The sequence below is a fragment of the Acinetobacter sp. HR7 genome, assembly GCF_000773685.1.
GTDB classification, from domain to species: Bacteria; Pseudomonadota; Gammaproteobacteria; order Pseudomonadales; family Moraxellaceae; genus Acinetobacter; species Acinetobacter thermotolerans.
The window spans coordinates 1-14749 of sequence record NZ_JPQO01000186.1; the positions used below are offsets into that span (position 1 = coordinate 1).

Below are 14749 nucleotides of genomic sequence, written 5' to 3' on the forward strand. Positions count from 1 at the left end.
CTGTGTTAGCCGGATGCTTACCAAATTAACTGAGAAATTTGACGATAATCGAAATACTGATCTGCAAAGAAGCGTTGTATACGTCGATAAAATGATTGTGGTAAGCACTTGATGGGTAAGGCTTTAGATGCAGAAGAAAGATTACATGTCTGTTTTACAATTAATGCAAGCATAATCAGTGTAAAACATTTTGCATGTGACTTGTTCCACTTTAGATATTTGTTTAAGATGAGATATAACTCATTGAAATGTGTCATCATATTCGTCGTCAGAAAACAAGTATTATGCCATTATTTCAATGAGTTATCTTTTTTTGTCGTGTACAAAGAATTTTTTTGATAATAATAGATGGATTCATTTGAAAAGTTTTACTGGTGAACTTGTTTGCTTCTTCATCTTAGTGATAGGAGACTCTCACTCACTAGATTAGATGATAACCCTACTTGGTTTTAACCTGACCGATTTAACTTGTGTTATTTAACCAAAGTCACTATTTTTTATAAACTTCTTATAAGAAAATGAAAAGTTCATTTAAACTTTAATAGTACAATTTTCGATAAAATCCCCCCACCATTGCATCATCTCAGTTCGCTGTACCAGATACTCAGCATGGTTATAGCTGGCACGCGTCCGGTTCTTGTCAATATGGGAAAGTTGTGCCTCAATCCAGTTATCCTGGAACAGGCCAGATTCATTCAAAATCGTACTGAATGTAGAACGCAAGCCATGGGAAGATAATTGCTGTTTATCATAACCCATCTTACGTATGACCTGATTCAGGGTATTAAAGTGAATTGGTTGATCAGGTTTTCGTGGGCTGGAAAAAATGTATTTCTCTCCCAATGACCATTGCATGGCTTCGTCCAAGATTTCTAGGGCTTGATCCGAAAGTGGGACTAAAAAGTCCGGAATTTCATATCCTAAAATAACTTTACGGCGAAACTGTTTAATATGTAGGGCGGGAATTCTCCAGATTTTATTCTTTAAATCAACATGATGTGGTTCAGCCAACAATAATTCGACACCACGTACGCCAGTATACAATTTAAATACCAGCGCTTTTTTAATAATGGGATGCGTATTTAATTTTCGCAGTCTGATTAAAAAGTCGGATATATGCTCGGCTTTTAGATAAGGATAGTTTTTCTTGATTTTGTTATTCACAGCAATTTTATTGAGACCATGGGCTATATTGTACTCACAGTACCCCATTGCTACAGCATAGTCATAAATCTGGTTCAAATAGCTACAGGCTTTTTTGACCGGTTCCTTGACCTGGCGTGTCTCAATTTTTTTGATGACCGAAACCAAGTCATAACGCTTGATATTCTGAAAAGGTATATCCTGGAGTTCAGGATAAATATCCTGTTGTAGACATCTTTCTGCTAACTGGAGTACTCCACAACGGGGTAAATCATGAAATGCATTCTGACGCTTAAACTGTAGCCATTCCTCTCCGACGTTACGAAAGGTTTTAACATGAGCAGCAGTCTCATTTTCAAAACAATAATAATTGTCTATAAAATCATCTCTGAGCTGTCGTGCTTTTTTCAGGGACAGTTCAGGATAAAGTCCTAACTGAATACGGCGACGTTTCTTAGTTGCTGGATCCGTATAACGGTAACACCAGGATTTTCTCCCATTCGGTTCAATCTTCAGGCTCAGGCCTTCTTCATCGGATAAAAAGCTGGTTTTTTCCTTGGCATGAGCCTGGCGGACTTTAGTTTCAGTAAGACTCATAAATTTGAACAAAACAGTAGAAAGGGACTGATCATAAAATTATAGCAAAATTTTAAGGTTCTAGGATGATGCGTATGATACGCATCACATAATTTTTTAAATCATTATTTTTTAAATATTTTATTTTATTTATTTCCATATTAGTAACCAGTAAAGTAACCATGAACAAGTTTTTCAGTCTGACAAGTCTTTAAAATTTTAGAATCTCAAATCAACTGCAAAATTATGCAAAAAATTAACTCTGGCATTACTGAATAGCCACCGATTTTGTAGACACCCTTTAGTTAGATAAAATGGCTAATTAACGAGGTGCTTATGAGCAGTAAACGATACCCTGAAGAATTCAAAATTGAAGCAGTAAAACAAATCACTGAGAAAGGTCATAGTGTGGCTGAAGTTGCTGCACGTTTAGGAACCACCACTCATAGTCTGTATGCCTGGATTAAACGTTATGATCCACAGCAACCAAAAACAATAGAATCTAGTGATCCAAGTACAGAATTAGCGAAATTAAAAAAAGAGCTGCAAAGGGTCACTGAAAAGGGATATTCTAAAAAAGGCCGCGGTGTACTTCGCAAGCCAGTCCAAATGAGGTACGCCTTTATTCAGGACAATCAGAACATATGGCCTGTCCGTCGTTTATGTTCAGCTCTGGATGTTCATCACAGTGGTTACTATGCATGGCTAAAGCAACCCACCAGTAAAACTGCGAGGAAACGGCAACAGCTTTCAGGATTGATTAAACAGTTCTGGCTGGAATCTGGTAGAGTTTACGGCTATCGCAAGATTCACTGTGATTTGAAAGATGTTGGCGAAAGTTGCGGGATTAATCGAGTACATCGGCTCATATATATAACCGTTTTGATCTACAGAATAACTAACGTAATTTTTTCAACTAAAATTTGATCTTATTGTTTAAATAGTTTTTTACCATGCTTCTTCTAACTGTACCGCCATAATCATTAAATGAAAAAGCACAGCAGGCGTGATATTTTTGTTACCTTCTATTCTTATGAAACTAATTCGTTGGATCTGTTCTTTCTTAGTTGAATCTGAAGCTAGGTCCTCCACATGAATCCTCACTGTCTTTTCTAGAATTGTAGAAATACCCAAGATGAAATCTTGGACATTCTGTATCCTGGATTGAACATGGGCCGAATGCTGTTGAATCTCTCTGCTTTTTACATGATTGCTTTGTTTAGACTCGCGAATTTGAAAATGTAGATAATTCTTACGTTGTTTCGCCTGTATTATAAGTACCCGTAAGGCTTTCTTTAACATTTGATTTACGTCTTCTGCTTGGATAGAAATTAATACTTCTTTAGATTGTATTAACTTCAATTTTTTACACCGCTCATATAAATCATCAAAAAATAATTCATTTTCATCATAAACAAAATCTTGATAATCAAGATTAAAGCTCTTGGGTTCTGTCCATTTTCTACTTAGGAAAAAACAACGGCGTAACCATATTTTCGCCTGCTCATCCTCCAAATATCGCGCCTTGACTGCCATCATTCTGTCTAATGCATTTAATTGAATTTTTTCAACTTTTAGCGCTGATACTACCTTTTTCCCTTTTATTGCATTGTTTTTATTACACATCCATTTAAATTCTGGAAACTTGACTAAATCATTTAAATCTTTAAATTCATCATTATCAGTTGCTATACCTAAACATTTATGAATAGTTTCTTTATGAATCATGTAGTTATTGTTGATAATTCTATCAATGGCAATAAGTTCTAATACGTGGCAATAATTGGAAGCTGTTTGTTCAATACTGCTATGCCCCATCCAGGCTGCAAGTGCTCTCCATTTATGTTGAATCATCTGCTGTTGCAGATATGCCGCTTGGCCAAAGAAAAGTTCACGTAAATTTTTTACTTGCCGCATTGAATAATCAGTATAGCTGTGAATAAGATCAGGAGAACCTCCTAAAAGTATTGCTAACATATTCGCTGCACTATGACGCAAGGAATGAAAACTATAGCCGTGATTGTCCCCATAGATTGTCTTTAGAATAGTAGCAGTCACTTGAGCAATACACGATTCAGTCAATACTTGACCTTTATAATTAAATAATAAGTCATCATTTTTATTATTTTTCCATTGTATATACCGACTCTTTAAGAAGCCCTTAAATATTTCAAATTCCTTTTTCAAAAGCAATTGTCTTATGGGTAGCTGTCGATGAGCATTGGGCGTTTTCAGACGACGATAGGGGTTATTTTGGATACAGAGTGTAATATTTTTGAGCTTATCTTGATTCAGGTTTGAGTATGTCAGCTCAGGGCAAATCACATCTTCGATTGTTAAACAACGTACTTCATTCAATCTGAGCCCTAAACGGAATGACAAAATATACATTAATTTCAGGGGAGTAATATGATCAGACCAATTCTGATTTGTATCTCCCAAAAGGTCTAACTGACTCAGCATTCTATTAAATATTAATGGACTAATTATCCGAGCATTAGTGATTTGCATATGCTTGTATTTTGTTTGCTTGAGTAATTTAACCTCCGGCGTTTTAAACTTTTCACAGCAAAATGCATGGAATGCTTTTAACCGTCCAAATCGGTATGCTTCACTGTTATGCCCTTTCCGCGATGATTTAAGCTCATCTTTCTTCTTGGCTTTTTCATCTCGCTCACGGCAATTCCATAAAAGCTGCTGATACAGATCGGTATAATCTTCTTCAGCCAGTGTTTCCAGATCAATTTTGCGGAACCATACTTCAAATATAAAATCTTTGCCAAAACAGCTCAGATATTTGCTGACAGTTCCTACTTTTAGCTCTTTCTTCCTAAGATGAAACACCCAAGCAATTAAGCGAAGTTGAGCTTGAATCAGGCTTCTCTCTTCTGAATTTGCCTGCGGCAATTTTTGTTCTAATTCTTGCTGAATACGGGTATAGCGTTCATAAAAGTTATTATTCTGCTCTCGGTGCTTGCTAATTCCTCGCTGTTTAACTTGGTCCGGCTTTATATGTTCAAATAGTTCGATTTTAAAAGGAATACTCTTTAGTTTTTCATGAATTGAAACTATTGCATCTGCCTGAGCTTGAAGGTGTTCTTGTTCTATTTTGATGTTTTTTAATTCCATCTGCTGGAGTGGTACGGCAGTATTACTTAAATAAATGTGTTCTTGTGGTCTTAGCGCTACGGTATTGATGTTCTGGGCAAGCACATTGCCTAACAAGATGTCCAGTTTTAATTCCTTGTCAAACTGTAAAGCCATCTGTACATATTGGAATGCATTCAACTCTTTCTTTCTAATTAACCTGCATAGCTTTATTACATATTCTGTCTGTTCTAAATAACTCAGGCTTTTCAGGATGCATTGCTTAATATCTTTATTCGTTTGTTGATCATGAGGCGATACCATATGCAAGAAAATAGCCTGTAAAAAGCATTGAGCCCAAGGATTCAAATAAACATATGCCCATTTATAAAGTTGATCCTTTTCAAAATCATTACCATATGCATCATTTTTGACTTTCAAATGTAAAATTACCGGATTTGCTTTTCGGTTATTACCTTGGTACAAGCGAAAGCTTTCCAAATACTGCTTCGATAAGGCCTCCTGGAATACATTTGCTAAACTTCCAAGCATATCCGGACTTGAACAACCGGAGAAATAGATCAGACTAAGATACAAGTTCCCCCATAAGCTTTCTTTATCGATATTTTCTGAAAAATTGCTCTGCCAATAGGCTTTCAGCTTTTTATAGATATGGATATGCATTTCCGCAGCTTCAGCACGAGCTTGCGTACTTTCAATTTTTCTTGGAGGGAGTGTTAAAATTCGGGTCTTTGGACGAATCTTTATTTGATAAAATTCACCATACTCAGCATCTAGCTTGTCTGCACAGTTTTTAAATTCTGCTTCGAGGTAATCGGTGTATTCTCGTCTTTCAGTACTTGAAAACTTATGGATAGTACAGTTGAAAGTTTCTCTAAAACTCTCCCATTGACGCTGTATGAATTGATCAAGCTGGGCATGCTGAGCTGCACTCATTTGTGAGGACGTTAGCTTCTTTTCATCATTTAATTTTTTTCTGATGTTTTTAAACCATTCATTTAATTTTGATTGAATAAGTTCTTTATCTTTTGTATCCATACTTATTTTCGCACCAAATGCTGGATGTCTAACTGAGCTATAACTTTTTCCATTTTCTCTATTACTTCAGTTACATATGTATGAGGTACAGTAGAAGAATGAGGATGAAAAATTTCCTGGTCGCGCTGGTCATGACCGTACAAGGCTTGAATAAAATGGAAACCCAAATTGCCTTGCACTCCAAAAGAACGATCCATAAGCATGTTCATATCGAAATGGCGCAGCCAATTTGCATACATTTTTGGGGGTAGAATTTCTTCCATATAGCCTTTTATCCACTTTCTGGACAAAGGTTCTAATTTAACTTTTCGCCATTCCTTTAGATTGAAGGGTAATTTTTCTGGGCATTTCACTATATGGCCAAATAGATGTTTTTCATTTACTTTTGCAAATGCTGAAATACCAGAGAAAAATTCTTTATAGCGCACACTTACATCGCTTAAAAATGTGAGATAGTTTTCAAATGCTTTTGCAAAAAAAGGGCTTATCGGAATAAAGCGACCATCTTTTCTTGATTTACTATTTTTCTTGTCATTTATATAGGTGACATTTAATCCAGAAAGGTAATCTTCCTGATTCCCCAGTAAATTCTCCTGTGGTCGACGAGTAAGACAAAGTAAATTTAGATGCCACATCCAGCAAGCATAGGCATTGATCTGGTTAATTAAATGTTCGCTAACCTGAATATTTTTTTGGCAGTGTTGGTGCAATATCCTGAATATTTCGGCTACAAAATCCTTGTTCAAGGCCAGTTGGCTACCTATACGTCCATTTTGACCAGGGGGATCTTGTACAAACTGCTTTTCAATAAGCTCATATTCTTTTATTACTTGCTTATCCTCTAAAATGGAAGAGTTTCCCAATACAGTTCTTAAATAACATAAATATGCCTCATTTACGGCTGTTTTTGGCATACCGCCATAGAACATCCCAGGCAAGTTATGTTTAGAATCCTTGCCGGCCACCAAGTGTGCCAGATATTCATTAAATGTTTGATACCGAATATGGAAGTACATCTGAGCTTGCAATTTTTCAATGGTTAGATGGCCTACAAACTGATTTTTTGTGACTCGTTTCAAGTATTTTCTTATCTCATCTACTGAAATGTTGTTTGTACCTTGTGGTAAATAATCAAACCATGAAGCAGGCAAGAAAAGCTGATGTGAAACATCGTCATTGATACGATGGTTTTTCAGGATCTTTATTTTTTGCTGGCTGATATCCAGCTCCAGATTCAACAGATATACGAGGACTTTATCTCGCTTAAATTCACTCAATACACCCTGTTTGATTAAGTTACGATAATTTAATAATTCTATAGGTGACAAACCCGTTACAAGAGACAGTAAACAAGCAGCAGAAATTTTTCCCTCTTTGGTATTTGACTGCAGTTCTTGCCTGAATAATTCTATAATCCGGGCTAAAGCCTGAGGTTCTATGTAGTAAGGATTTGAAATAAATGGCATAAGCCGACGTTGCCGGTGTTTTGCTATTTCTTCAATATAAGGGGTTAAAACCTGCTTCTGAAACTCTTGAGTGTCTATATCTTGGGCATAGCATTCTACAGCCTCTTCTTCAGTGTCTACCTCTCCCTCCTCATCAATAATGACTTCGGGAGGAAGGATATCGAGAGTAGCACCATATCCTAAATCAATCTTACTTGAGGTCACTCTGCTGGTATAGCGCATTATCTGAGCAGGCGTGGCCCAGCTGAGTTTCCCAGACTTTTTAGATCGTCTAGATCTATGAGTTATGTTTCCTGTATCTATATTTTTTAAGATAATTTCAAAACTATGAACATAGTTCTTGATGTCAGTATTCGTAAAATCATCAGTAGAAATAATTCTATTCCAATGATCGGTCTTGTTACTTACAGCATGCCAGGTTAATTCCCGAATAAATCTAACCCAGGTTTTTAGCACCTGTATACTTTCACTGCGATACTTTGCGACATCCAGATCAGTGTCCTGAATTTCCAGCAAATATCTTGAGATATATCGATGCAGATCATGAACTTGTTTTTGTTTATTCTCGGAATTCTCAATTTGCTTTAGCTGCTTGTAACAGCTATCAATTGCATAACTTGCTTTTAAGATCAGATAAGCATCTGCACTGACTACTTCAGATGCTTTAGCAGCAAAATAAGTGAGACTCGCATAGCGGAATTCCGTACCTATTTTCCGTGCTGTAATAATTTCATTCTGGATAGAATGTGCTTTTTTATATAGCTTATTCAGCTCATTAGATAATTCATTTGGTATATCTGTATAGTCAAAAGAAAGAACTTGCATCCTTAACTTTTGATAATCTTCAAGAAAACTTTCATCAATTATCATTTATTCTTAATCCTGGTTATCCAGTAAGCTTAATAGTTACTGATCTAACTTCTTAGGCTTGTGTAACTGTATATAGTCAGAATCCATTTGATTTAACTGAATGGTTTCAAAATCTTTGCAACTCGTGAGGCGAAAGTAATTAACCATAAAGCTTTTATCGAGCTGTTTTTTTGCTGTTAGCTGAAAACAATCTCTCTGTAATTTGGGCTGAATAATATGGTCTAGGTTCATCATGAGCATTTTTACTGGCATGTAAGCGCTATGTGCTCGAAGTGAACTCTTCACTTTTAACAGTTCGAAAATTGCCTGCCAAATTTCAATATATTGCTTTTCCACTTCCTGCTTAGACAGCTTCTTTGTACTTCGACTTTTTGAGCGGATCTGTTTAAGGATCTCTTTAACTTTTGCTTTTGTGGATGAATCTTTTTTGCAATATGGCAAGACAAATTGAAGCAAGTAATTTTCAATGTCTAACACTAAAATATACCATTCAGTAAAATATGTGCCTGATTAAAGTCAACTTACACCTACAAAAATAATCTGCCATATTCATATAGTAAAAATCAATATTTATGAAAAAACTTAATATATTATTTTTTATTCATATTTTTCAAATATATATAGATTAAATAAAAGTCATCTAAAAATTTTCTTCCAATTATTTTTGGTTTTTAGTTATTACTATACAAACGATTAGTAGCTAGAAGGTAGTCCTGGATATGGATAGGCAATGTACTATATATAAAAACTTTGAATGTTAAATAAGCCTTCGCGCTCTGAGTGTTTAGGCTTTTTATATGTCGGAATATTTAATATTGCTTAGGCTATTTATATACCAATTTTATAATTGCTTTTTTGAAGGCCGCATTTATTCAATGTAAAAAAAAGGATGGCACTCGACCATCCTTTTAGTTAATTAGCTAAATCAATACTGAACTTGTCCTGGAATCCAGTTAGTTCCTGCTAGTGGAACACGTGCCATTGCAGCAGCTTCCACATTCAGTGCCACCAGATCTTCAGGATCCAGATTATGCAGATGTGACTTACCACATGCACGAGCCATGGTCTGCGCCTCTAGTACCAGTACACGCAGGTAATTGGCTAAATGACGGCCACCCTCAACAGGATCCAGACGCTTAGATAACTCAGGATCTTGGGTTGTAATCCCCGCTGGATCCTGACCATTTTGCCAGTCGTCATAATAACCCGCAGCTGAACCAATTTTCTTGAGTTCACTGTCCAAACGTGGATGGTTGTCACCTAAAGCAATCAAGGCTGCGGTACCAATTGCAACGGCATCTGCACCTAATGCCATGGCCTTAGCCACATCGGCACCGGTACGAATACCCCCTGACACAATGAGCTGAACTTTACGGTGCATGCCCATTTCCTGCAGTGCCTGAACTGCTTGAGGAATTGCAGGCAAAATTGGAATACCGACATGTTCAATAAAGACTTCCTGCGTCGCAGCAGTACCACCTTGCATACCATCGAGGACAATGACATCAGCACCTGCTTTTACTGCCAGTTTGACGTCATAATATGGACGGCTGGCTCCAATTTTCACATAAATCGGTTTTTCCCAATCTGTGATTTCACGGATTTCAGCGATTTTAATTGCAAGGTCATCTGGGCCTGTCCAATCCGGATGGCGGCAGGCACTGCGTTGGTCTACACCCACTGGTAAAGTACGCATGCCCGCAACACGCTCAGTGACTTTCATACCCAGTAACATACCGCCACCGCCTGGTTTTGCACCCTGCCCCAGCACGATTTCAATCGCATCAGCTTTGCGCAGGTCATCCGGATTCATACCATAACGTGAAGGCAAGTACTGATATACTAGCGTCTGAGAATGGCCACGTTCTTCCGGAGTCATACCGCCATCACCAGTGGTAGTTGAAGTCCCCACCATTGATGCGCCACGGCCAAGCGACTCTTTTGCATTAGCAGAAAGTGCACCAAAACTCATGCCGGCAATAGTTACAGGAATTTTGAGATGGATCGGTTTTTTAGCAAAACGTGTGCCGAGCACAACATCAGTACCACATTTCTCCCGATATCCTTCCAGTGGATAACGAGACATACTTGCACCGAGTAATAACAGGTCATCAAAGTGAGGAACCTTACGCTTGGTACCACCACCGCGGATATCATAAATACCTGTTGCTGCAGCACGTTGAATTTCCTGAATTGTTAAACGATCGAATGTCGCAGATTCACGTAACACTGGTTCGTATTCTTGGTAAGTTTGAGTCATGATCTTATTCTCCGTATTACGTTTCTAATCAGTATGCAGATGCGTTATCGACTTTGAAGTTATAAAGCTGACGTGCTGAACCATAGCGTTTGAAAGCTTTTGGATCTTCATCAAATCCAGCTTTTGCCAGCAATTCTGCTAGCTCTGCCAAATGCTCTTCACGCATTTCTTTTTCAATACAATCTGAGCCCAGAGATTTCACTGTTCCTTTGACATAGATGCGGGTTTCGTACAGGGAATCACCCAGAGCATCTCCTGCATCACCACAGACGACCAGACGACCAGCCTGAGCCATAAAGCAGCTCATATGGCCAATGCTACCGCCAACTACAATATCAACACCTTTCATAGAGATACCACAACGTGCTCCTGCATCTCCGTCAATCACAAGTAAACCGCCATGGGCTGTTGCTCCCGCCGCCTGTGAAGCATTACCTTTGACATGTACATAACCAGACATCATATTTTCAGCGACACCCACACCAACATTGCCATTGACTATCACTTCTGCTTCCTGATTCATCCCGGCACAGTAATAACCCGCATGACCATCGATTGTCACTTTTACAGGTGCTTTAATACCCACCGCAATATTGTGCTGTCCTGCCGGATTTTTTACAGTCCATTCAGTGACTTCTGCTACGACTTCAGGAGTGTGTAAGGCTTGGTTTAGATCACGAATAGCATCCACGCTCAGATCGTAGGTGCTCTTTAATTCCACTTTGTTTAATTGTTCTGCTACTGCGCTGTTCATCTTATATTCTCCTGATATTCTTCTGTTAGTTAAGCGGCGTCTTTAGAACGTTCCCAGACATACAATGTTGCTGGCTCAGGTTCCCAAACTTTGGCCTTATCAATATTTGGCAAAGATGCAAGTGCCTGGTATTCGGAAGCCATCGCAACATAATCATCCGTTTCTGCAAGTACTGCTGGTTTACAGGCAATCGGATCACGGATCACAGCAAATCCATCTTTAGTGCCAATGGCAAAAGTAAAGAAACCATCCAGATCTTCAAGAGCATTATCAAGTGCTTGAGCCAAGCTATCGCCTTGTTGTAGACGCCAAGTTAAATAACCTGCCGCTACTTCTGTATCATTATCAGTTTCAAAATGGATACCTTCACGTTTCAGCTCCTGACGTAAACGTGCATGATTAGACAGTGAACCGTTATGTACCAAACAGAGATCCGCACCTGTAGAGAATGGGTGACTACCTTCCATAGTCACAGCACTTTCGGTCGCCATACGGGTATGACCGATGATATGGCTGCCTTTCATTTTGGACAGTCCAAAACGCTCTGAAATTTCCGCTGGTAAGCCCATACCTTTTAGAATTTCAATGCTTTGGCCAGCACTCATAATTTTCAATTGTGGAGCAAGTTTGGCAATCGCATTTCGCACACTGTCTTCATCTGCTTTAACTTTAATGACTGCTGCAGTTGCATTTTTAAACCAATCTAATTCAGCATTGAGCTCCAAAGTTAGATCGCCAGCAAAGCTATCCCAATCAAAGCTTTCATCAGTTGTTTGTAGGGTTAATTTCACCCAACCATCCTGCACTTCGTCCCCATAAATGGCAAAACCTGCACTATCTGGACCTCGACCTGTCATTGATTCAAGCATTGGTTCAAATAATTTTCCAAGTTGTGATTCAAGCGCTGGATTTTTTAAATATAAACCTACAATTCCACACATAAGTTATTCTCCAATAGGATCTAATTCATTATTTAATAAACATTTTTAGAAAAATTCTGTATAACGCTGGATTTCCCAGTCAGATACATGTCTGCTGTATTCCACCCATTCCATGCTCTTCTGGTGAATAAATTCATCGACAATTTCTGTCCCCAGCTTTTCTCTAAACAAAGGATCTGCATTTAGCGCCTGTATTGCTTCTTTTAATGACTGAGGCAAGGTTGCAATACCACGGGCAGCAATCTCCTCCAGTGTGAGGTCGTACAGATTTTCATTACATGGTTCTGGTGGGGTCAATTCACGCTCGATACCATCCAGGCCTGCCGCGATAATCGCTGCTGAAACCAGGTATGGATTACAGCCAGCATCTGGCAGTCGTAATTCAATACGACCATAAGGAATACGAACCATCGCCGAGCGATTATTTGAACCATAAGCAATGAAGGCAGGAGCCCAAGTTGCTCCAGAAAGTGAACGACCTACGACCAAACGTTTATATGAATTGACGGTTGGAGCACAGAATGCACATAGTGCTGGGCCATGCTCCAAGAGACCAGCAATGAAATGATAGGCCATCTTAGAAAGCCCCATACCACTTGGATCACTTGGGTCATGGAACAGGTTTTTCGATTTTTCACTGCTAATTGACAGGTGGAAATGCATACCGTTACCGGCACGTTTTGGATCTGGCTTCGGCATAAATGAACAGATCATACCCAAGTCATTGGCGATCTCACCTGCTGCCATGCGGAAGAAAGTGAACATATCTGCCGAATTCATGGCATCAGAATAGGTATAGTTGATCTCGAATTGGCCATTGGCATCTTCATGGTCAATCTGGTAGATATCAAAACCGACTGGAATCAGCGCTTCAGTCAGTTTTTCCAGGAACTGGCGTGAACGGGATAAACCTTTATAGTCATAGCAAGGCTTATCCAGATTATCAGACTCGTCTACCATTTTCAGCTTGCCATCTTCGGTACGGCGGAACAGGCTAAATTCTGGCTCCAGTCCTGTATTCAAAGTCCAGCCTTTTTCTGCTAAGCGCTCTACTTGACGGCGCAATATATAACGAGAATCATAAGGATGGGGTTTGCCATTTACATAACCTTCACAAACTACGCGACCATAGCCTGGCTGCCAAGGTACTGGCATGAGATCTGACAGACTGCCTTTAACCATAAAGTCTGGACCATGTGGTTGCATACCCATACCGGAAATGGCAAAACCAGCAAAGCCAACGCCTTCACCTTCAATGGCTTTTAAACCCGAGATTGGCACAGACTTTGTTTTAGCCGCGCCATGAATATCAACGAATTGAGCCAATACATATTTTAATTTGTGTTGATCAATCACCTGCTGTACTTCCGGACGGTACATGGGCTTGCTTATGACATCCTGTTGATCAAACAACTCGTTTACGGCCTGTTGCAGCATAATTGACATACTCCCGATATGACAAAAACGATTGTTGGCTCGAAAAATGCAAATCTTTTTTGGAATTACATTATTCAGCTTAAGAAATTTTCTTTCCTACAAAGAAAGCAAATCCCTTGCCAACTTTTAATTTTTTTACTTTTTTTTCTGAAAGTATTATTATTCCCATAAGGAATATAATTTTCTTGTAAGTTTAGTATTCCAACAGATTGTTACTGCTTCCTATTTTTGAATGAGATGCAGTGTTCTGAGAGTCAAAATAGTGCGAGTTGATCCAAAATGAGACAGAACAAAAATGGTATGAAGCTGGAACAATATATTGGTATCCAAATCAAGAAATACCGTCAGGAACAGGGTTTAAAGCTGGCTGAAGTTGCACAGATTGCCGATATCAGCCAAGGCATGCTGAGTAAGATTGAAAATGCCCAGGTATCTACTAGCCTGGAAACACTGAGCCGTTTATGTGAAGTTCTTGGAATTCCACTTTCTACATTGTTTAGCCAGTATGACCAGCAGGCAAGTCAAGCTATGCTAGTTAAAAAAGGTGAAGGTATGGAGGTGGTTCGGCGTGGTACGGACAAAGGCCATACCTATCATTTGCTCACCCATTCGCGTGGCCCACATAAGAATTTTGAGGCGTATTTGGTTAGTATGGATGATGCGAGTGAAGAATTTCCAACTTTCGCGCATCCTGGTACAGAAATGCTTTATATGATTGAAGGAGAAATTCTATACCGCCACGGTGATGAAGTATTCCATCTTCAACCAGGTGATTGTTTAACTCTGGAAGGTGAAATCCCGCATGGCCCAGAACAGCTGATACAAGTTCCTATTCGGCTTATTTCAATGGTCAACTATTCCTCCAATGAAGATTAATCCAGCACAATATTTATTAGCCGTGGCAACCTGCCACCCTTTCAATCACTAAATCTATGCTATTTTCATTGTTCGATTCTTCAAAAGCTTATACATGGATAAAAGGCACCAGCATGATCTCCGCCAAACAGGTTGCAAAGCCTTTACTGAATCGATGGCACTTACAGTATTTCTAAAAACTTTTTCTTAACTTTGAATAAGCTGTTTTTACCTTCAAATATTTTACTAAAAATTTAGGGTGTGTTGACACTTTTAGCTTAAAAAATAGCGAAGTAGTAAA

9 protein-coding genes and 2 pseudogenes are annotated in these 14749 nt (G+C 38.7%); 2 read left to right on the forward strand and 9 right to left on the reverse strand.

Annotated features, from left to right (window positions below):
- Window positions 1–20 precede the first annotated feature (20 nt).
- Together GW12_RS15470 and GW12_RS10480 are read right to left on the reverse strand one after the other, a co-directional pair.
- Window positions 21–257 (reverse strand): annotated as a pseudogene (locus GW12_RS15470) (IS4 family transposase); the annotation flags it as partial.
- Window positions 258–531: 274 nt separating this feature from the next.
- A complete protein-coding gene (locus GW12_RS10480) occupies window positions 532–1740 on the reverse strand; it encodes an integrase arm-type DNA-binding domain-containing protein (protein WP_034587265.1) in 1209 nt (402 codons plus the stop codon).
- A gap of 315 nt (window positions 1741–2055) precedes the next feature.
- On the opposite strand from GW12_RS10480, the pseudogene GW12_RS16040 reads away from it, so the two are divergent.
- Window positions 2056–2589 (forward strand): annotated as a pseudogene (locus GW12_RS16040) (transposase); the annotation flags it as partial.
- A 78-nt stretch (window positions 2590–2667) separates the two neighbouring features.
- On the opposite strand, the gene GW12_RS10490 reads toward GW12_RS16040, so the two are convergent.
- The 7 genes from GW12_RS10490 to glnT all read right to left on the reverse strand — a co-directional run bounded on the left by GW12_RS10490 (window position 2668) and on the right by glnT (window position 13593).
- Entirely contained in the window at window positions 2668–5865 is a 3198-nt protein-coding gene (locus GW12_RS10490; protein ID WP_081403491.1) for a hypothetical protein, read from the reverse strand.
- A gap of 2 nt (window positions 5866–5867) precedes the next feature.
- A complete protein-coding gene (locus GW12_RS10495; RefSeq protein WP_034587267.1) occupies window positions 5868–8201 on the reverse strand; it encodes a hypothetical protein in 2334 nt (777 codons plus the stop codon).
- Window positions 8202–8237: 36 nt separating this feature from the next.
- Window positions 8238–8678, reverse strand: a complete 441-nt coding sequence (locus GW12_RS10500) for a hypothetical protein (protein ID WP_034587269.1) — start codon at window positions 8676–8678, stop codon at window positions 8238–8240.
- A gap of 448 nt (window positions 8679–9126) precedes the next feature.
- On the reverse strand, window positions 9127–10461 hold the full coding sequence (locus GW12_RS10505; RefSeq protein ID WP_034587271.1) for an FMN-binding glutamate synthase family protein: 1335 nt from the start codon (window positions 10459–10461) through the stop codon (window positions 9127–9129).
- A 28-nt stretch (window positions 10462–10489) separates the two neighbouring features.
- Complete coding sequence (locus tag GW12_RS10510) at window positions 10490–11215, reverse strand: protein glxC (protein WP_052127911.1); 726 nt, start codon at window positions 11213–11215, stop codon at window positions 10490–10492.
- A 29-nt stretch (window positions 11216–11244) separates the two neighbouring features.
- Window positions 11245–12156, reverse strand: a complete 912-nt coding sequence (locus GW12_RS10515; RefSeq protein ID WP_034587274.1) for a glutamine amidotransferase family protein — start codon at window positions 12154–12156, stop codon at window positions 11245–11247.
- A 45-nt stretch (window positions 12157–12201) separates the two neighbouring features.
- Complete coding sequence (gene glnT / locus GW12_RS10520; protein ID WP_264673530.1) at window positions 12202–13593, reverse strand: type III glutamate--ammonia ligase; 1392 nt, start codon at window positions 13591–13593, stop codon at window positions 12202–12204.
- A gap of 279 nt (window positions 13594–13872) precedes the next feature.
- Between glnT and GW12_RS10525 the strand changes: the two genes are divergently transcribed.
- Window positions 13873–14469 (forward strand): XRE family transcriptional regulator, encoded by a 597-nt coding sequence (locus GW12_RS10525; RefSeq protein ID WP_034587277.1) that lies wholly within the window; start codon window positions 13873–13875, stop codon window positions 14467–14469.
- Window positions 14470–14749: the final 280 nt, after the last annotated feature.